Origin of the sequence: Alitiscatomonas aceti (assembly GCF_025567195.1) — a bacterium.
Taxonomy (GTDB): Bacteria; Bacillota; Clostridia; order Lachnospirales; family Lachnospiraceae; genus Alitiscatomonas; species Alitiscatomonas aceti.
In genome coordinates this window covers 1-19689 of sequence record NZ_JAOQJF010000009.1, presented here as the reverse complement: position 1 = coordinate 19689, position 19689 = coordinate 1, and the positions used below count along the sequence as shown (strand labels likewise).

Sequence of the window (19689 nt, the reverse complement as noted above, 5' to 3'; positions counted from 1 at the left end):
TATCTCCTTCCTTCATCACAAAACCGTTCTTCCGCCATTCAGCTTCCGGCTTCCATCTAACTTCCAGGTCCCGTCCAGTATATTGACCGTCATAACCTCCAGCTTCCCCACGGATATTTCCTGTACGGCCTTTCCCTGGATCCTGGCACATGTCTTCAGCTCCACTGGTTCCGGGATCCGGGATTCAAGCAATACCACCGTTTCCGCCCCGGCCCGGACAGTCCCGATGGCCATTCCCTCAAAACAAACGGTCTGGCCATATCGGACCGGCTCTGGAATCTGAACCAGAACGGTCCCGTGGACCGGGTACAGGTCCACGAAATGGTCTGCCCGGTATCCGTTCAGCTTCCGGCTCCCATCCAGATCCCATGTCCTGTCCAGATACAGCACCTCCAGGTTCTGCCTGGGCCAGAAGGTCATCTGCAGCGTTACTGCATTCTGATAACAGACGCAGACCTGATACCAGGACTGGATAACCCAGGCAAAATACTCCAGCCATGACCGGACGTTTTTATAAGCCAGGATCTGCTGCTTTACCTCCTCCCCATAGCCCAGAGGGATCTCATGGCTTTCTGCATACACATAGGCCCGGAAATAATACGGCTTACCGCCGTAGGAAAACCACTCCTCCGTTTTCCCTCCATCAAACACAGTACCAAGATACTCCCGGATCACGGACGGGGTCCCTGCCTGCATATACCATGGAATAGTCTGCCGGATCAGCTCCCTTTTTGTATCCTGCGGAAGATCTTCCCTGTAATACTGGGTCTTTAATTCCACCGCAAGCAGATCCAGGATCTCATCCGGAAGCATATCTATGGATGCATGTCCGGAAACCCTGCCTGTATACGGAAGCATTCTGTGAAATGCATTTCCCATAGCAGTACTGAAGGCTCTGGTTTCTTCTGCCTTCAGACTGTCCGGGATCAGATCCCATGGAAACGTGCTCCATATATCACTCATCCTGCACCCCTCCGTATGCCAGATTCACCCCGGATGCGACCGCAACGCTGGCCCCTTCCATCTTCTGGAATCCCGGGGATTTCAGATCCACCCACTTAGCTCCTGCGGCAACCAGTCCATAGATCAGCCTGGAGGGATTGATATCCCTGGCGATGGCGCTTTTCTGCCAGCGGATAAATTCATCCCGCGCCGCCTCCACCTGTTTCTGGATCACTGCCGCCATCTCCTGCCGGTCCCGGCTGATGTAGTATGTGCCTTCAATGGTGTATTCCACCGTCTGCGGTGCCTTTACCACCACATGATCCGTCAGGGGCCGCCTTGTCTCATCATCCAGAAAGTCCTGAAGACCGGAAATAAAATCCTCTCCAGGCAGCTCCCCGTCCTCCAGAAGGACATATATGTCCACCTCTCCTGGTGATTCTGACGTGACAAAACAGTCCTGTACCAGCTGGCTGTAAGATCTGACCCAGAATCTGTACGCACCTTCCGGTCCCGCCACCGAATATCCCTGGGGTGCCAGGTATACACGCTCCGCCAGGGCATCATCGTCCTCCCGGTCTGTTCCTCCGGCTGTTTCCGTCAGATTTTCGATCCGGTCCACATAATTGACCGGATCCACCAGCACATTGATCTCGCCGGGAAGATATCCGTTCCCAGCAGTGCCGGTGCTTAAGCACACCGCCGGAACGTCCACAGTCTCCTCTCCCACCGGTATCTCCGCGTACAGGGTCGTGGCAAAGAACAGGTCGCCCGCCCTGGCCCGGGTCCCCTTTGGAATACCGATCACCTCTTTCTGGGCCTTTGAGAGCGTAAACCGGAACGTCGTGGACGCTGGCTGCGGCTCCAGTCTCCGGATTCTTTTAAGGCTTGCCAGCTGGTCCAGATATTCTCCTGTACTGTACTTTAAAAGCCCCATCTTCCCACTATAGTCCACATATTGATATCCCTGATAGATCATCATTGCACAGGTATACAAAAGCATCCGCATGGGATCCGCTTTTCCCAGCACAGCATCTTTTCCGGTTTCTTCCCTGTATGCGTTCTGGTAATCCTGTATCACCGATGCCAGAAAGTCAGAAAAACCCAGATGGTCAATAAAGCTGACTTCTGGATAACTCTCCAGCTCCGTTCTGATTCCGTCCACGGTCCGTCCCCTCCTTTCTGTGACAGAAAATCCGGGGCTTCACTCCTCCCGGCTCCCGGATGAAATCGATCCTGTCGATCTCCAGCTCCGGAAGATACTTTTCTGTTTTTATCTCCACCTCCATCCGGAACATGACCTCGGCAGCCTCCGGCGGCCCATCCAGACACGACCAGTCAATTCCAAGATCCCTGTCCACAGGCTGGCTGCCGGCCCTGGTGGCCAGAAGGACCCGGAAATCCCTCTGGAGCCTCTCATCCTCCTGGAGATCTCCCTGGAATAAAATTTCATAATTCATGTGATAACCTCCGCCACGTACTCCTTAAGAGTCAGTGATGTTTCCGCCTGGACAAGTTCCCCATGTGCATATACCCGGTTCCAGGCCTCGCTGCTCTTTGTAAGCACCCACTGGTTCTGTCCGATCCTTCTGGGACCTATAAGAAGAACAGCCGGAGTCCCCGATTCCACCATACGGGCCATCAGCTCCAGGAGCTGCCGGGGTTTCACGCCCAGAGCCGCATTCAGAGTTACATTTAATGTCACTTCCTGGAGCTCCGGCCCCAGAAATACAGACACCGCCTTTCTCCCCAGTACGTCATACTGGGACCATTTCCCGGACACGCTCCGCTGGAGCTTTGAAAAATTCAGCACCTGCCTGTCGCTGACCTGGAAAAGGATTCCTCCCAGCATTCCTATAACAGCCATTCCACCACTCCTTTACAGCGCATCTACCTTCCGTTTCATTTCCAGGATCTCTGCCACGGAAATCTGTCCGGCTGCGCAGCCAAATGCCAGATCCGGAGACTCCAGTAAAAGAGTCCCGGCAGCTAACCTGAGAAAGGATCTTCCATCCCTGGAAAATCCCTTCCGGAACACATCCGTTCCGGAAACAGGAAGCTCCTCATCATTCCAGAAGCCCCCCATCACAATTCCCATGGAACTGTCATTGCTGAGATGAAGGACAAGGACCATGTCGTTGACCTCCGGCATCTGATACTCGTTCCCCATCTTAAAAAACGGCAGCTCCGGCGTCACCTCCCGGTCCCGGTCCGGATACGTGACCCGTACCATTCCCGTATCCTGGTTCACACTGGAAACAAGCCCGACCCTTACAGTATCATCGTTCATGCATTTTCTCCTTCCTGGATCTTAAAAAGCGTCAGATTCATCATATACTGGCTGCTGCTCATGGAATGGGTTGCCTTATTGACCAGGTATTTTCCATCCGGTTTTCCGAATCCGGAAACCATCAGCACACTGCCCGAAACATATTTAAGATCCGGCATCATCCGTACCGTCATGACCGTTCCCTTCCGGTTGGCCATCCGCATGGCCGCCAGTCCCAGCCGTTCTGCATCCGCCTCACTCTCCGCCTTTTCGTTGGAGTAGTACAGCCGCTCTTCGCTCCCCACGGTAATCTCCACGGTTTTTCTTTTTTTAGGGGGCGTATAGCTGATCCTAGCTCCGGTATAGGTCCCGTGAACCGTACTTTTATACGTCCATGAAAGCCCCGGAGTCTGCGGCGTGATGATTCCTGACGGCTCCCTTTTTTCATAATTTTCATAAGAAAACACGATCAGACGCCGGTTATAGATCTTTAAGATCAGTCCGTACCGGCTGCACAGCTCCTTTAAAAATTCACTGTCCGGCCTCTTATTCTGCTCCATCCGTTTTATAGTGATCTCATCGGCATCATACACACATTCCAGACCATACCGGGAAGCGATCTCCCCCGCTACCTGGCAGATCGTCACCGATTCCCAGGTCTGTGACCGCTTCGTCTCTGTAAAAGCTGTATCCGCCGGTGCAGAGACTGCCTCCAGCTGGAGCTTCCCTGGATATCCGGACAGGGAGAACGTATCCAGGAGCAGTTCTCCACAATTTAATTCCGGGATCCGGTCTTTTCCCCAATTTTCCAGACAGATCACAGGATCAATGCGGTCTCCGGTCCTGGGAGTCCAGGCACCGGCCCATCTCCCCCGGTCGTCTTTTAGTGTAATGGAAGCCGAATCGGATTCTTCCAGGGCGTCTGAGTACGAAAAATCCAGAAGGTCCGCTGTGATCTCGTCTGCTGCATCCGCCCCGTTATAGGTAAGGCGGATCCCGAATTTTCTGGGCCTCATTTCCATTACTTACCTCCTCCAGGGCGGCAGATCCATGGACCCTGATCCTGGCTTCTCCGGAACCAGAAGCTCCACTCCGGCCGGGAATATGAGATATTCCAGGCACTCCGGGTTTCCTTCCATCAGAAGGTCCAGATACCGCTCATCCCCGTAAAATCTCCTGGCGATCCTGTCCCAGGTATCTCCCTGGATAGTTCTGTATTTTTCCATAAGCTCTTAAAATGCCACCCGCCTTCTCTCAAACAGGAATCGGTCGATATGTTCCAGAAACTCCTCATAGCTGCTCCGGTTGGCTGCCTCCACATCTTCCTTCTTTACATCTCCATAAAAATTCTGGACCGGTGCGAATGCGGCCATCAGCCCTCCGGCAATGCCCTGGGACCCCGTTTCCAGAGCGGCCGCTGGTCCAGCCGTAATCTCCCGGTAGTAATTCCTATAGCTGTTCCCCTGGCTTTCCTGGTACACTCCCAGAAGCTTCCCGGCCTGGGCCCACAGCCCCCGGGCATGATCTGTATCCTCGATGGGAATAGCCATCTCCGGCCCCTCCTCTGCAAAGTACGACAGAGTCGGCTGCTCGATCAGTCCACCGCGGGCATGATGGGCAATGGCTCTGGCATTCAGTACTGTCCGCTCCAGGGATGCAGCCGCAGGCCGGCTTCCGGATGCACCCAGATCCACATTTATCTTTCCATCAATGTTCATTCCGCGGATCATCCGGTTGGTATAGTCTTCCATCTGCTTTACAGCATCCGTAATCTTCGCCTGGTTTTCCGGATCCTGGATCCCCCTCGCCACCGCCTCCGGAACCTTTCCGCCCTGTTCTGCGCTGACCCTTACGATCTCTGCCGCCTCCGGGCTGGCTGCCACATGATCCGCTGTCACCTCCATGATCGCATCCACATTCCCGGCGATCAGCCCCAGATCCGCACTTTCTGATATGGCCTCAGTCAGAGCCGCCGGGATTTCCATGCCGCTTTCCGCCAGGGTGTTTTTCAATTCATTCAGCTGATTTACACTTTCATACAGAGGTTCATAAAGTTCCTTCAGCGCAGACAGCGTTGTTGGATCGATTCCGGAATACTGCCATACATCCTGCATCCGGAGGGCGTATGTTCCCCATTCTGTCTCTGGCGATGCACCATTCTGGATTGCTGCCAGTGTTTCATTTAACAGCTCTCCAGTCCTCTGCTCCAGTTCCGGCCCCGCAGCTGCCAGCTCCTCGGCATAATGCCTTTTGATGGTCTCCACCTGGTAGCTGACTGCCTTTGCCTGCACCTCCGCCAGCTGGGTCTGGTACTGGCCAGACAGATACTCATGCTGAAGATCATATTCATCCTGGCTGATGCTCCCGGAATTCAACTGGGCATTCAGCCCGGCATAGCCATAGGTCAGGGATTCCTTCAGCTTTTTCTCCGACACCTCCACCTGATCCATCATCTCCGCCTGGAGATTCTGGAAAGACTCCGCATCCAGGTTTCCGGCATAGCCCTCTGTAATCACCTGCATATTGGCATCAAACTCACTGACTGCCAGCGCGCTGGTGATCCGGCTCATTTTCTGCTGCAGTTCCTGGATCGCCCTCGCCTCATCGATGTCCAGCATCCCGTCCTCGAAGGCGTCCCCGACCACCTGGCCCAGCTCGTCTCCCAGCCTGGTCAGCTCCTCATACTGATCCGTATAAAACCTCGAAAACTGCTCCTTTAAGGCTGTCCCGGTCTCATCCTCACCCGCAAGCCCCTCCAGGTTTAACTGCATGGCATACTGAATCTCCAGCACCTGTTCCCTTGAGCCGTTAATAAAAGACTCCACATTATCCAGATAGCTCTGCCGGTCATCCTCAGAAAGCTCCAGTCCCACAGACACCTTCCAGTTCATCTTTTCCAGGGTATCCACGTTGTCCTGTAAGGATTTCTTTAAGGTATCCACCCCGTCAAAGGCCTTCATGGCCTCCCCCATCTTTTCCAGGGACTTCGTTTTTACCATCTCCTGGGATATCTGCCGGAGGTCCTTTATGGACAGGCTGATGTCCCCGAAATGGTCTGCCAGGTTCTGCTTCTTCAGACGCTGGTCTGCCGTCTTCACTGCGGCGGCGATCCCCACGATCCCGCCCACGGCAAGTCCGGCGGCTGCCACCGGCCATGCGCCCAGCACACCGGACACAGACATCAGAAGCTTCGGCAGCGCACTGGCGGCCTTTACTGCCTTAAACGCTGCCATGGAAGAAGTGATCCCGGCCAGGGTCCCGGTGATCACCTGGGGATGGTCTGCCATCCACTTCCCCGCCTCCACCAGAGGCTTAAAGGCCCCTGCAGCGCTCTCGCCGAAATCCTTCAGCTCTCTGCGGGCCGTGGGGGCCATCCGTACCAGGTCCTCCAGGAACTGGCTCTCTGTAAAGGCATTGACCCCTTCCGTGAGACCCTGGACTGCCTCCCTGGCCGGATCCACCAGCCCCTCGTACATGGCGATCCCGGCGCCCTCGGCAGCGCTCTTTAATAACGTCACATCCCCAGCAAGATTATCGATCCGGATCTCTGCCATCCTCTGTGCCGCTCCGGAAGAATTATTGATCGCCTCCGTCAGCTTCTGGTAGTCCGCATCGCTGGCATTCACGATTGCCAGAAGACCGGACATAGCCTCCTGGCCGCCCAGCATGGCCGCATAGCTGGCCTTCTGGTCTGCCGTTAATTTCTGCATCCCGGTGCGCATCTGGTCCACAACCTCAGCCCAGGACTTCATGGAGCCGTCTGCGTTGGTGATCTCGATTCCCAGGTCTTCCATGGCTGCTCCGGATTCCGCCGTGGGCTTTGCAAGCCTTGTGATGGTACTCCGGAGAGCAGTACCGGACTGGGATCCCTTGATCCCCGCATTGGCCATAAGTCCGATGCTGACGGCCATGTCCTGGATGCTGTATCCCATGGCTCCGGCTGCCGGAGCCACATACTTGAAGGTTTCACCCATCAGGGCCACATTGGTATTGGAACTGCTGCTGGCCTGGGCCAGGACGTCTGAAAACATGGCGGAATCCTGTGCGGCCAGCCCGAAGGCTGTCAGGGCGTCGGTCACAATATCCGAAGTGGATGCCAGATCCTCGCCGGATGCAGCCGCCAGGTTCATGATCCCTGGAAGGCCAGCGACCATTTCCTTTGCCTTCCAGCCAGCCATGGCCATGTACTCCTCTGCCTGTCCGGCCTCAGTGGCGGAAAACTGCGTCGTTCGGCCCATTTCCTGGGCCGCCGCGTTTAACATGTCCATTTCTGACCGGGAGGCCTGGGAAATCGCCTGCACGGTACTCATCTGTTTTTCAAACGAACCGCCATATCCAAAGGATACTGCCACAGCTGCGCTGATTCCCGCAGCTGCAGCCTTCGCCGATTTCACCATTCCGCTGAAAGTCAGATCTGCCGCCCTGTCTAACGCCTTAAGGCCTCTGGTATCGATCTTTGAGAATGCCCGTTCCATATCCCGGCCGGACGCATACATCTTCCGTCTGAGCCGTTCCACATCCCCCTGGGCGCTGTCCACCGCTCCCTTTAAAGACCGGTTCGTCTTTCCAGAGATCTCGATCCCCAGCTGGTACTGTCCCTTTTTAGACGCCATACTTTCACCCCTTTCCTGCCCGCCGGATCTCCTTCATCACTTCCACCGCATCCCCGGTAAACCGGTTCAGCTCCCCAAGCGGCAGGCCGTAATAAAAATCAAGACCTGTATTTGTGAACCTTGCCACATAAATACAGGTCTTTCTGGCCTCCCGGACATCCAATGCCCCCCGGATGCCTACATGTAGAAAAAACGGTAGGTCATGTTCTTTAAACGTACGGCATCCCTGGCCCGGAGCTGGTCCAGGGCCTCCACCGGAAGTCCGGCCACACGGGCGGCCGCACACTGGGCAAACCGGAGATCTGACTCCTGCATGATCACACTGCCTCCGCCGAAGGCCTCATACGCCGCGTAGATCTCCGTCAGATCCTTTAATGTCAGCATCTCATAGCCGGAAAGATCCAGCTCTGTGATCTCCTTCCCGTCATACCGGACCGGCTCGCTTAATTTCAGCTTCAGAATTTCTTTTCTGCTCATGCTTCCTCCTCCTAACACATATCCCGGACTTCCGCCAGAACGTCATTCCCGTTGATGATGCATACATCGTTCAGCTTGTCGATCTCCAGGAATGTATCTCCGTCATACTCAATCTTATAATAAGTCATATTGGCTGCGATGCTGCCGGACATTTTGGCTCCGGCCTTTAAGGTCCCCGGCGTATACTCCTTTGTAAATCCCCGGATCACCACCTTCAGGTCCTGGAATGTCATTCTTCCGGAACCCTGGTCCATGGCCTGTACTGCACCGCGCAGGGTAAGATCCAGAGGCTCTGTCGGATCCAGCATCCTGGCCATATCCTGGCTGATACAGGTAAACGGAATGGAAATCTCCATGTTTTCAGTAAGACCGGTCACGGCAATATCCATAGTTCCTCCCACACCGGCCCCTTCCAGGGTCTCCGTCAAAAACTTCACCGCCGGAAGCTCCACCTCTCCAGTATGGCCGAATAATCTGTTTTTGCGCAGATAAATATTAAACCGGTTGATCACACTGGGCATATATCCCTTGCTCATCCTTATGCCTCCTCTCCCAGAATCGATGCCTGTAACGTCTTCACATCAAACTCCGTTGCTGCCTCAATATACTCCAGCGGCGTAAACGGGGCAATGAAGAAACGGACCTTCAGCTTTCCGTTTAACAGATCGTTGGATGTGTTGTCCTGGGCTCTGTATTCTGCCCGCAGACCGGCGCACATCCCCCTGGATACCAGACTGTTGCCCCAGATGTTAAAGCTGTTGACGATATCATCGATCTTGTTTTTGTTCATCGGCTCGTCCAGCTCAGACAGGTAATTGAGGATGAAATAATTGGCCACATAGGTGAACATACGGCGGCAGGCGATCCACCGCTCCTTCATATCCGTGACCTCCGGATAACAGGCACAGTTATTTCCCCAGCTCTTCAGACCGGAATCATGGATCACGGTCACGATCCCATCACCGTTTAAGTAAGCCGCCTGGATCTGGTCCAGGGTCACCTCTGTCATTTTTCCGTCATCCAGGACCGCTGCCTCTATATTTAACAGCTTATTGGACGGATACAGATACGGAACATCTCCGTTGGTGGCCGTAATATAGCTGGCCATTGCCGCATATACAGCCGAATACGGCATTACCTTTCCATCCACACGGACCGCAGGCCAGAGAACAATGGCGCTTTCCCCGGTATATCCGTCCTTGTCCTTCAGCGCCTTGCATTCGGTGTACTTTTTCGCCTTTTTTGTATCCAGGTCCAGAACACACTCACACCGGAACACGCCGTTGACGCTGCGGCATTTCTCCTGGAGCGCAGCCGCCACATTTGCCCTGGTGCTCCAGCCTGGAGCCAGAAGAAGCGCCCCCACAATGCCATAAAGCGGATAGATCGTCCGGATCACCTCCAGGCCGCTCTCCTTTCCGGCATCCTCGTCGTATGCGCCGATGATATCTTCCTCTGTCACAGCCTCCGGATCCAGACTATCGCATTCTACTGTAACGTTTGTTTCTTCATAGGCTGTTCCAGAAGAAAGGAACACCGCCTTTAACCTGTCCTGGTCGTCATACTTTAAAATATAGTCCTTATCTGCCTCATACACCGTCTCCGGCGAATCCTTTTTCTTAATGGCCACACTGCCTTTTAAAACATAGGACGGTTCCAGGGTGATCTGGTGGTCTGTCACCGGATACTCCTTTAAGTCATTGGTCTTCTTATGTTTTGCCGGATCCAGCACGTTAATAAAGATCACCGGATATACGTTGGTCAGACCAAAGCTGGCCTTCATGCTGGCACACAAAGAAAATTTTTCCCATTCGTCGCTGTATCCCAGATACTTTTCCGCCTCGTCCATAGAAGAAACCCGGACTGCGCGGTTCACAGCACTGTCCGGATCATCTACCTTAAACACCGGAGCCGTCCCGACTACTACCTGGACGCCGAACCGGGTCGCCAATGGATCCTCATATCTGGTCGCCAGCTCTGTTACCTCAATTCCATGCTTATACATGTGCACTCTCCTATCTTTCAAGAATTTTTACTGCCTCTTCATAAACCCCGCGCAACCGGCTCCCCGGCTCCGCCAGTTCTTTCCTGGCCCTGGCCAGTCCGTCCACCGGCACAAACAATTCCAGGAAAACCGGATGCAGCGCCGCCAGGGCCGCTGCCTTTGGCGGCAGCCCGTTCTTATAGGACGTTCCGGACTGGATGATCCCGTGGACAGACGTCCCCAGGTACATAACGATTCCCCTGGCCGTACTGGATCCGCCGGTACGCTCTGCCTTTCCTCCATCACCCTTTGTTCGCAAATTCAGTCACCTCCTCCTCGGCAATTTCCGGAATATTCCAGTTTGTTTTCAGACATCCGAAAAAATATGGATAAGAAAAATCCTCATCCTCTTCAATCACCAGTTTCATTTCCCGCTCACACCAGAACGGACCCGCAATGCAGTTCTGCCGTAATGACATCGCAATTTTCTCCAGAACAGAAAAAAGAACAAAATATCCGGCCATGCTCCGGTCACTCTCCCGGATCCCCACCAGGATATACGTCTCTGTCCGGCTGTCCTCCTCTTTAATATCCACATCCGTGGTCCGGACCTTAAAGTACGGGAAAACCGCGTCCTCCTCATCCTCCCGGTAATCCAGGATCGGGATATCATGGGAATAGCCCCGGATCCTTTTATCCGCAAAGCAGGCCATCCGGTTCAGCTCCTCCTCCAGCCGTTCTATGATCGCTTCATGGAGCGCGTTGACTGTCATTTCTTACCTCCCTGGCTTATGGCCTTCTGCATCTCGTTTAAAAGCACCCTTCCCACATCCCCGTACATCTCCAGGAACATCACCTCTGACATCTTGGATGCGCTGGGACCGAACAGCTCCTTAATGGCCGCTCTGTGATCATTTTTCCGGAGCTTCTCCAGCCGCTTCCCGGATGCCCTGGAATGGCTTCCCGGCTGCTTCATGATCCTCCCCTTCCCGATCCGCTGGAAAACAGCCACATGATCCTCCGCTCCTTCTCCGGAGTTGTGCATGGTGGTCACAAAGGCCTTCCGTCCATCCACCACCAGCTCCTTCATATCCCCGTTTTTCTTTACCACAGCCTGGGCTGCTTTCTTCTTTCCGTTTTTCTTTACCTTAAATCCCCGTCTTAATGCCGGCGGCCCGCTCTGTACCAGGATCACAGCCTTAAGATTCGACTGGGCCGCCTTTTTTAACTTCAGGATATCTTTGGGAAATGCCCGCCGCTTCACCGTATACGTCTCCATGACCTTCTGGTACAGTTTCTTTTCTGTTTCACCGGCAACCTGGTTTAAAACCCGCTTCATTTCTGCCTTCGGGTTCTGTCCCGCCGCCAGAAGAGCCGCCTCCACTTCCCTTAAGGATCCCTCATCCACTGAAACCGCAATCACGACCGCACCGCCTCCAGACTGATAGAATAGATCCCGGATTCATCCGCCGCGTCTGTAATGATATAATCCTTTCCATCCAGGGAAAGATTCCGGCCCACCGGCGGAAGCCGTCCAAACGCCTCCGCCGCCACATAAAAGAGCTTCTGCACCCGGTAATTTCCCTCCCGGTATGCAAAAGCTCCCTTTGTGATCCGCCGTTCCACCTCTTCATTGTCATCCAGGACGATCTTATACTCCTTCCCGTTGATGATATGCGTCTCCCCGAACTCCTCCGGATTTAAAAAGATTCTTGATGCATCTGCCCTCACGATATCCTTAAACCCCTTCATGATCACCCCGGAAGCTTGACGAGCACAGCCGCATCCTGCGCCGCCGCGTCTCTGACCGCATACCCCATAGGATCTGAAGATGCCTTATCAATACCATTTTCATCCGTAAATGTCACCGGATCCCCCATCACCAGGGCGACCCCGCTCTTTTTCGGGATCTCAAACACTCCTGTTACATGGATGGAACCAGTCTCCCCGGCCGGGATCTCTGTCCCGGCCACTCCCATCCGTTTCCCGAATACCAGCACGGTCCCGGCCGGGATCGTCTGGTCCGTTTTGTTCGTATAATCCAGGCTGTCGCCTTTCTGCCAGTATGCCGCAGTTTTTGCCATAATCTTTTCTCCTTTCCTTACGCCAGTGCAATGGGGCTTTTAATTTCCACGCCCGGATTCTTCACAGCCCCACGGTAATCCAGCACTGTAATGCCCCAGTCCAGATACACATCCCACACGAAACCCAGCTGTCCCGGGGCCTCCATCCGGCGGATATTGGGAATATCCTGGCCGTTTAAGTAGTCCACCTGGATAAAATCGGTATCATTGGCATCGCCAACCAGGTACCACGGGATCGGGCCGGAAGGGATCAGAGCGTTTAAGGTGGCGTCCTCCACAACCTGGATCATATCCTTATACTGGTAAAGAGGATTTACCGTTCCGGATGCGCTGATGGTCGTGGAATGGAACAGCGTATACATCTGGAATTTATACCCCAGAGGAACCACCATTACAGCTGGCCGGATAATGACGGCCTGGTCCACGCCATCCATTTTCTTTTTATGGCCGCCCAGCGCCAGGATCATCGACTGGACTGCCTCCTGGCTGATCTCAGTTCCCTGTGCCAGGATATTTTTATGCTCCGCCGTAAACAGCGGCTTTCCGTCATAAATCTTCTGGCTGCCGGTAAGGACCTTATATACCTGGTTGTTGATCGTGGTCCTGGATGCCCTTGCTGCCCTGGCCGGAAGTGTGGTGACAACTCCCATGTCGTCGTTGATAAACGCCTGACGGGACATGGTGAACTGACGACCATAGGTCTTAAGCTGTCTCTGGGGCAGCTTTTCGTCCGTCGGAAGCGTATGCTTTAATTCCCCGTTTTCCGGTACCTCCAGAAATTCCCCGAAGCTGCCCTGGATATAATAATTATCCGCCTTCTTAAAATCTGTAAGCGTACCCCTGGAGGTAAACTGGTCAAAGGTTACGGGCGCTGTCTTATGGCCCTCCACATAGGCCTTCCGGATGGTCTGGTCCATGATGGCCGGAAAAGCAGAAGACGGATTGTAAAATGACCTTCTCATGGTCTCTTCAAACAGCTCGTTGGCCCCCATCATATAATAATTTCTGCTGTTTTCACTATCCTCCTCCGCCAGACAGCTGGCTGCGATCATCCTTAAGGACGTACCGCGGAACTCCCTGGCGCCTTCTGCAGGCGTTTCCACAGGAATATTATTCCTTAAAAGGATCCCGTCCACCATGGCAGCCCGTTTCTTGTCCCCTGCATCCGCAGTAACACGGACTGAAACAGGCGATCCATTTCTTTCCAGCTGGTCCAGTACAGCCGCCCGGACCTGGTCAATACTGTCTCCCCTGGAAACAAACGGGTCCGGGTCCACTCCGAATTTCCGGCAGAGTCCCTGGATCTCGCTGATCCGCGCACGCTCCGCCAGAGCCGCCCTCTGTCCCGCCGCATCCGGATCCTCTTTCCCGGGAGCAGATGCCGGAGGTTCCTGTCCGCCTGTGGCCGAGCCACGGTTTCCGTCTCCGGCATCGATCTGTCCCTGGAGTCTGTCAAACTCCGCCTTTTCCGCTTCCGTCAGATCCCGGCCCTCACTCCGCGCCTGGTCAGTGATCTGTCTCTGTCTTGCAATCATTTCCTGTACTGTCATTCCATTCTCCTTCCCCGGATGTTCTCCGGCATCTGTTTTTATCATTATTTAAAGATTCCCGCGTCCTTCAGCTTCTGCACCAGGGCGTCATACTCGGCTTTCGTCGGCGTCTCACCGGCGGCTGTTGCCGGGGCCTGGACCTGGGTAAACGCCGGACCCGATGGCGCTTTGTAGTGCTCTGCGAGAAATTCACAGATCTGTTCCATGGATCCTGCCGGAACCTCCGGTTCCTTTTTACCCGTAAGCGCCGCAACGGCTTTCCTCATGGCCTGTTCCATATTATTCATGTTCTTCCCCTCCCTTCCGTCTGATTTTGAGTATAAAAAGAACGCCCCCGTATGAAGGACGCTCTGGTTACTATCTTTTCTTTATCCGGTTCTCGTTCACCCGAACCATCCGTTCAAAAACGTCCAGCCCAGAGCCTGTGGCTCCGTTCTCACCTGCAAAATCCCTCCCCACACCGACCGTCGGATCCGCCGGTACGGATACGATGCTGATCTCCAGCGGTGTCCATTTTTTAGCAATGTAACAGGGGCCCATAAACCGTCCGTCAGAGGATTTCTTTCCCGCCATGACCTCCTCCCAGGTATCCACGCTGTACCGGACTGAAACTCCCTTTAAGGTTCCCCCGGCCACCTTCTTCCGGATCGTTTCCGCAGCTTCATCATCGTCAAACTCCACCACGGCCATTCCCCGGTTCTCCTGATTCCAGGCCTTTTCCACCTTTCCCAGTACCCGGTCTGTGTCATGGTTAAATAAAAGGACTCCGATGGAGTTTAACCGTTCCAGATCCATGCACCCCTCCGTATGGTCCAGGATCTCGGACCCGAACCACCGGCCATACGGTTCCTCAGAAGAAAAGGACAATTCAAACCTTCTTTTATTTCCCTCGCCCTCCATGGAACGGATTCCCGCATCCATAAACCGGACCGGAAAAAAATCATTCTCTCCCTTCGGATTCTTCCGCATAGGCCTTTCCCTGATCTGCACTCTGCCCATAACTCTCCTCCATTTCACTGCTGCCGGGATCCCGGCCGGAGATCATGGCCATAAGGTCGATTCCCCGGTCATTGGCGTAATCCCTGGCGTCTGCCATTTCATCAATTACCTGTTTCCAGTCCCGGCCATTCTCCGTACAGGACTGCTGGAATGTTTTCTGCCCAGTCTTTAATGCCACGCTGTTGGCGCTGGCCTCCTTATATGGGTCGATCCATCGTCTGGGGATCACCACCCATTCATGGGACAGATACCGTTCCAGGTTTTCCCAGAAATCTGCCGCCTGAATCACACCCTTCAGCCAGCAGGAGATCACAAACGACTCATAGATCTCATCCAGAAAATTTTCAACCAAAATCTCTCTTTCCTCTCCATACGTCAGATCATCTTCAATCATAGACTGCCTTGCTGACGCATAATTTGTTTCAGACATATCCCGGGATGTGGATTCATAAGACAGGCCATTGGAGGATGATACCATCCGCTGCAATGTCTTTATAAATGATGTGGCGTCTGTCCCCTGCCCGGCCGGGTTCAGCATCTGCGCCTCGTCTCCGGCATTCAGCTCCATGATCATTCCTGGGACCACCCGTTTTCCCGCATACGTCGCATCCGGCCCCGCCTTATGTGACCCGCGACCTGGCCCTCCAATCGAAGCAATCCGTTTGATAAAGACTGCCAGACAGGCTGCGATCTTTTCCTTCAGTGTCACCGCATGCATGAACTCGTTCATATCCTTGATCCTGGTAAGGGACGGGCTGAGATCCGAAATCTCCCGGATCTGGGATGGCCGCTTCTTGGAAAAATAAAAAACCACATCCTTAGCCTCGATGTAAACCGGCTCTGTCTGGGTGTATCCGTCAATGGAATACTGCCGGATCCAGTACCCCTCCGGCCGGTTCCACCGGTTATATTCAATTCCGCCTACAACCCGGTTCCCTTTCCTCTTTGGCGCAAGCTGGGAAATATCCAGCTCATCCACCTCTAAAATCTGGAGCTGAAGAGGAAGGATTCCCTGGTTCGTATACCGCTTCACGACCAGGATCCCGCCATCCACGATCTTTCTCTGGATACACATCCGGACGATTTGGGTGAAGGACTGCTGGCCAGTCACATCACAGTTAAACCGTTTGCACCACTTTTTCCACATTTTCTCCAGTGTTTCGTTGATATCCGCATCCCCGGTTGTCACCCGTATGTGGATGCCGCTCCCAATCACATTGCGGCGGAATGCCCGGACGACCGAATTCATGGTATCTGAATTTCTTTCCAGGTCCCGCGCCCTGGCCCGGACCCGGTCCCGGTCATACCGGTCCGTCATTTCCCCAGACAGGTTCTGGATATTCCACTGGCTCTGGAGCCTTCCATCCGCCCCGGCGTCATAATTTCCTCTGTATGCCTCCAGCGTATTCCGCCATTCAGCACGCAGAGCACCCCACCGTGGACTTATGTATCCGGCAATACTGTCAATGATATTCATGGCTACCTCCTGTTATCCGGACCGAAATCTGCGGCATATGCTCCCGCAAGTAAAGAGCCGCCGCCATCCAGCTGGGACTCCAGCCGGTTCCTCTCTGCGATCAGCGTGGCCAGATCTGCCCTGGTCAGAGACCTGGATCCGATCTTATAGCTCTGACCACCCGCCAGGATGTTGTAAATTGCCTCATTGATATTTTCTAACTGCTCTCTTGCTGTACCATTCTGTTCTTCCATCTTATATCCATCCCTCCAGTTCATTTTCCCGGATCCACTGCTCTTCCTTCGCCTCAGAGCCAGACCGGGATTTTTTAGGAGCCTCCGACGGCTCATATTTGTCCAGATGCCAGGTCCTCGCCCCGCGGATATCCGCAGCCGCCATAGCATATACCTCCGCGTCCAGGTAATGGTTATCCTTATGGCTGCCTTTGGGAACCCACTTCTGGACAATCTTTCCATTTGCCTGACGTTCATTGATCTTGTGTTCTGCAGTGACCTGGGCAGCATACTCATCGTCAATTCCCCGGAATACCATCCAGGCACCATTTCCGTTTTTCCTGGCCATACGGGCCGCGATACGGTCCTTATATTTGGAAGTATCCACCATGACAAGCGGATGCCCCGTAGCCCTGGAACCGGCCTTATTGATGGTGCTGATCTTATAATCAGTCTCCAGCTTTTTACTCGCGCCCTTACTGGGCAACGTATACTCGGCAGTATCCACACAGAAGTCATACACCATATCCGTCTGGTCTCCGGAGTCTACCAGGACCAGGCTGGGAGCCATCTGCGTCCCATCCCGTTTCTGATAATTCAGATTCATGATCCCGTCCACCTCCCACAGGTTCACGGCCTGTCCTCTGGCAACCAGCTGGCTGGTCCAGTGTTCGCCCCAGGCTCGGATCACCCAGTATACACTGGTTTCCTGGACGTCGATGCCACCGGTCAGTTCCACAGCCCAGTCCGGCACCTCAGATTCCTCATACTCCGTCTGCCGTTCTTTCACAAGATCTTCGGTTGTCTTCAGTTTCGTATCTTCCCAGGGTTCGGCCAGCCAGCTGTTGGCAAAGTTCTGGAGCATTTCCGGATCATCTTTCGATTTCAGAAACTCTTCCGCTACATCCGCCCATGTTACAAATACGCTGTACAAAGAGTTGAGCCGAAAACCCACGGTTTTCGGGTTCCCGACTCCCCGTTTTTTGACAGCCCTCCATTCCCCCTTCCGCAGCATCCGCGGCTTATCCCTGTCCAGGATCTCGCAGCCGCATTCCGGGCACACATAGGAGGATGTCTGTGCCCGTTCATAAGGAGACATGTCCTTTTCCGGATCCTTGTCGTAAAGAATATGTTTAAACTCCAGCCGGATCATGGCCTCACAGTGCGGACATGGAACAAAATACTCCCGAACCTCATCAGCGCTGTCATGAAGCTGCCAGATATAATTGGTCTTTAAGGTGGGTGTTGAACAGGCATACACCTTACTCTGGGTCTTAAACGTTTTGATTCGTTCCATGGCCAGGCTGTAAGGAGATGCCTCCTTTTTGCTGGCCCCGCCCATTTTGTCGATCTCATCAAAAAAAAGATACCGGATTGCCCTGGATGCCAATTTTGAAGGCGACCCGGCTCCGGTAATATTAATGTTCATGGACTTAAATTTAAGCCGCAGCTCTTTCGATCTTGTTTCGCTGAACTGTTTCCGGATCTCCGGAACCAGGCGGAACGCCGGTTTCAGCTTATCATTGGAAACATCCTTTGCCAGGTCATCGGACGGATATACGATCAGTGCCGGTCCCGGCTCCTCACAGATAATATACCCTAGCATATTGATAAGAGCCTCTGTTCCTCCCAGCTGGGAACCTTTGCACAGATAAATTTCCCGGATCCTGGGATCATTGAATGCATCCATGATTCCCACCAGATACGGTGTGACCGCATTGGACCATTTCCCGGACAGATTGCTGCTCTCATCCAATACCCGGTAACGTTCCGCCCACTGGCTGACTGTGATCTCGTCCTGGATAGCCAGGGCCTTCTTTATGGTCCGGCGGAAAAGCTGTCCCGTTTTCTTTCTGTTCCTGCTTCTCTGCGTCACCCTGGCACCCCTCCTTTATTCGCTGTCCTCTCCCTCCTCCCCTTCCAGATCATCCTCCTCCGGATCATAGTCCCCTCCGGCCGAGCCGCCGTCAATTTCATCCGGATCATACTCTGAAAGTTCTTCCAGCACCGCTCCCAGTTCCTTTTTAATGATCTGTATGATTTCGTTGATATCAGATTCCCCGGCAATCTGCATGGCCAGCCTGGAAGGCACCGACAAAAGCCGGTTCTTAAACCGGAGCAGCATATCTGTCAAAAACGCTTCCACATCGGACGCCTCATGAAGTTCCCGTCGAAGCCGTCGGAGCTTCAGAAGAGAGATCTGCTTCTTGACTTCCTCATGCTCTGCCTGCACCTCCTCTTTCGATATAGATGCCCGGCGTCCCGTTTCCGCATTTACTTTGTACTCAATGTATTCCTGGATGCTTTTTTCCAGGTTGTATCCTTTCCCTTCCTGGGTCAGCTTAAACAGCCCTTCTTCCCTTAACTGGCGCACTCTCCTGGAGCTGATGCCCAGGCATTCCGCCAGCTGCTTCTGATTAACAATCATCTTTCTACGCCTCCTGTCCGGCCCCCAGAAAGAGGAAGGAAGTGCCCTGAAAAAATGTTCCGGAAAGCCAAAAATGCCGGGCCTTCCACGCCCCGCACGGGGGCCGGGGGTCTGGTAGTACCTTACGCCTTCCCGAAGCCGATAAATTCCCTTTTTCTGCCTGTTTTTCTGTCAGCAGCCATATAAAAAGCACCTGTCCGCTGTGACAGGTGCCCAAAGAGCCTTATTAATTCTGGTTTACTTCCTCAACAAATTCTTTCATCATCTTTGTAATCTGTCCGGCCTGGCTTACTCCGGCCTTCTCACAGGCCTCAGCAAAGGATTCTGCCACCTCGCGTTTGAGTTTAAAGGCCTTTGAAATGTACCCCGCTTTTTTCTGGTACCTTTCAGACGCTATTGTCTGTGGTTTTGGATTTCCTACTGGCATGATCTACGCTCCTTCCAGACTTCCCCGAGAAGCCGTAATGAACAGTATACCGCTTTTCCAAGATAAATCGCGGCAAGAAAAATCAGTGCAAGTCTTATCAGATCCTTCATATTGTTTTTTACAGATGAGTATGTTACCTGACTTCCGTCGTTTCTCTCAAAACATAGTACTCAGGAGTCCAGGAGGATACAGTTCTGAAAAAGATTGTTGATTTCTTTTTCAGTGAG

General features: G+C 53.6%; 25 protein-coding genes. All 25 read right to left on the bottom strand.

All coding sequences use genetic code 11. The annotated features are described in order from the left end of the window. Window positions 1-15: 15 nt before the first annotated feature. Window positions 16-963, bottom strand: a complete 948-nt coding sequence (locus OCV69_RS06225; protein WP_158356929.1) for a phage tail protein — start codon at window positions 961-963, stop codon at window positions 16-18. Next, on the bottom strand, window positions 956-2107 hold the full coding sequence (locus tag OCV69_RS06220) for a baseplate assembly protein (RefSeq protein WP_158356928.1): 1152 nt from the start codon (window positions 2105-2107) through the stop codon (window positions 956-958). The genes OCV69_RS06225 and OCV69_RS06220 overlap by 8 nt, the downstream gene beginning before the upstream one ends. Next, complete coding sequence (locus OCV69_RS06215) at window positions 2055-2402, bottom strand: hypothetical protein (RefSeq protein WP_158356927.1); 348 nt, start codon at window positions 2400-2402, stop codon at window positions 2055-2057. The genes OCV69_RS06220 and OCV69_RS06215 overlap by 53 nt, the downstream gene beginning before the upstream one ends. Continuing rightward, window positions 2399-2809: a phage tail protein gene (locus tag OCV69_RS06210; RefSeq protein WP_158356926.1), complete on the bottom strand. Its 411-nt coding sequence runs from the start codon at window positions 2807-2809 to the stop codon at window positions 2399-2401. The genes OCV69_RS06215 and OCV69_RS06210 overlap by 4 nt, the downstream gene beginning before the upstream one ends. A 12-nt stretch (window positions 2810-2821) precedes the next feature. After that, entirely contained in the window at window positions 2822-3232 is a 411-nt protein-coding gene (locus tag OCV69_RS06205) for a phage baseplate assembly protein V (RefSeq protein WP_158356925.1), read from the bottom strand. Further along, entirely contained in the window at window positions 3229-4233 is a 1005-nt protein-coding gene (locus OCV69_RS06200) for a phage late control D family protein (RefSeq protein WP_158356924.1), read from the bottom strand. Before OCV69_RS06200 ends, OCV69_RS06205 begins: the two co-directional genes overlap by 4 nt. A gap of 3 nt (window positions 4234-4236) precedes the next feature. Beyond that, entirely contained in the window at window positions 4237-4437 is a 201-nt protein-coding gene (locus OCV69_RS06195) for a tail protein X (protein ID WP_158356923.1), read from the bottom strand. Between the two features lie 6 nt (window positions 4438-4443). After that, complete coding sequence (locus tag OCV69_RS06190; RefSeq protein WP_158356922.1) at window positions 4444-7824, bottom strand: phage tail tape measure protein; 3381 nt, start codon at window positions 7822-7824, stop codon at window positions 4444-4446. Window positions 7825-7828: 4 nt separating this feature from the next. Further along, a complete protein-coding gene (locus OCV69_RS06185) occupies window positions 7829-7987 on the bottom strand; it encodes a hypothetical protein (RefSeq protein WP_262563023.1) in 159 nt (52 codons plus the stop codon). A 14-nt stretch (window positions 7988-8001) separates the two neighbouring features. Next, window positions 8002-8301: a phage tail assembly protein gene (locus OCV69_RS06180; protein WP_158356921.1), complete on the bottom strand. Its 300-nt coding sequence runs from the start codon at window positions 8299-8301 to the stop codon at window positions 8002-8004. A gap of 11 nt (window positions 8302-8312) precedes the next feature. Beyond that, window positions 8313-8837, bottom strand: coding sequence for a phage major tail tube protein (locus tag OCV69_RS06175; protein ID WP_158356920.1), 525 nt, complete (start codon window positions 8835-8837; stop codon window positions 8313-8315). 2 nt (window positions 8838-8839) lie between these two features. Further along, window positions 8840-10306 carry a phage tail sheath family protein gene (locus OCV69_RS06170; RefSeq protein ID WP_158356919.1) on the bottom strand — a complete coding sequence of 489 codons (1467 nt, stop codon included), beginning with the start codon at window positions 10304-10306 and terminating at the stop codon, window positions 8840-8842. 10 nt (window positions 10307-10316) lie between these two features. Then, entirely contained in the window at window positions 10317-10604 is a 288-nt protein-coding gene (locus tag OCV69_RS06165; RefSeq protein ID WP_158356918.1) for a hypothetical protein, read from the bottom strand. Then, complete coding sequence (locus tag OCV69_RS06160) at window positions 10588-11058, bottom strand: hypothetical protein (RefSeq protein ID WP_158356917.1); 471 nt, start codon at window positions 11056-11058, stop codon at window positions 10588-10590. Before OCV69_RS06160 ends, OCV69_RS06165 begins: the two co-directional genes overlap by 17 nt. After that, the gene (locus OCV69_RS06155; protein ID WP_158356916.1) at window positions 11055-11708 is read right to left on the bottom strand and encodes a hypothetical protein; all 654 of its coding nucleotides are present in this window, start codon (window positions 11706-11708) and stop codon (window positions 11055-11057) included. The genes OCV69_RS06160 and OCV69_RS06155 overlap by 4 nt, the downstream gene beginning before the upstream one ends. Then, window positions 11705-12037, bottom strand: coding sequence for a hypothetical protein (locus OCV69_RS06150; RefSeq protein ID WP_158356915.1), 333 nt, complete (start codon window positions 12035-12037; stop codon window positions 11705-11707). Before OCV69_RS06150 ends, OCV69_RS06155 begins: the two co-directional genes overlap by 4 nt. A gap of 2 nt (window positions 12038-12039) precedes the next feature. Next, window positions 12040-12369 (bottom strand): DUF2190 family protein, encoded by a 330-nt coding sequence (locus OCV69_RS06145; protein ID WP_158356914.1) that lies wholly within the window; start codon window positions 12367-12369, stop codon window positions 12040-12042. A 17-nt stretch (window positions 12370-12386) separates the two neighbouring features. Then, window positions 12387-13919: a phage major capsid protein gene (locus OCV69_RS06140; RefSeq protein WP_158356913.1), complete on the bottom strand. Its 1533-nt coding sequence runs from the start codon at window positions 13917-13919 to the stop codon at window positions 12387-12389. Between the two features lie 44 nt (window positions 13920-13963). Further along, entirely contained in the window at window positions 13964-14206 is a 243-nt protein-coding gene (locus tag OCV69_RS06135; RefSeq protein WP_158356912.1) for a hypothetical protein, read from the bottom strand. Window positions 14207-14276: 70 nt separating this feature from the next. Then, on the bottom strand, window positions 14277-14888 hold the full coding sequence (locus OCV69_RS06130; protein ID WP_262563022.1) for an HK97 family phage prohead protease: 612 nt from the start codon (window positions 14886-14888) through the stop codon (window positions 14277-14279). Then, window positions 14860-16395: a phage portal protein gene (locus OCV69_RS06125; protein WP_158356911.1), complete on the bottom strand. Its 1536-nt coding sequence runs from the start codon at window positions 16393-16395 to the stop codon at window positions 14860-14862. Before OCV69_RS06125 ends, OCV69_RS06130 begins: the two co-directional genes overlap by 29 nt. A gap of 2 nt (window positions 16396-16397) precedes the next feature. Then, window positions 16398-16628 carry a peptidylprolyl isomerase gene (locus OCV69_RS06120; protein ID WP_158356910.1) on the bottom strand — a complete coding sequence of 77 codons (231 nt, stop codon included), beginning with the start codon at window positions 16626-16628 and terminating at the stop codon, window positions 16398-16400. A gap of 1 nt (window position 16629) precedes the next feature. Continuing rightward, entirely contained in the window at window positions 16630-18483 is a 1854-nt protein-coding gene (locus tag OCV69_RS06115; RefSeq protein WP_158356909.1) for a terminase gpA endonuclease subunit, read from the bottom strand. Window positions 18484-18498: 15 nt separating this feature from the next. Continuing rightward, the gene (locus OCV69_RS06110) at window positions 18499-19035 is read right to left on the bottom strand and encodes a DNA-packaging protein (protein WP_158356908.1); all 537 of its coding nucleotides are present in this window, start codon (window positions 19033-19035) and stop codon (window positions 18499-18501) included. A gap of 226 nt (window positions 19036-19261) precedes the next feature. Beyond that, window positions 19262-19462 carry a chemotaxis protein gene (locus OCV69_RS06105; protein WP_158356907.1) on the bottom strand — a complete coding sequence of 67 codons (201 nt, stop codon included), beginning with the start codon at window positions 19460-19462 and terminating at the stop codon, window positions 19262-19264. Window positions 19463-19689 lie beyond the last annotated feature (227 nt).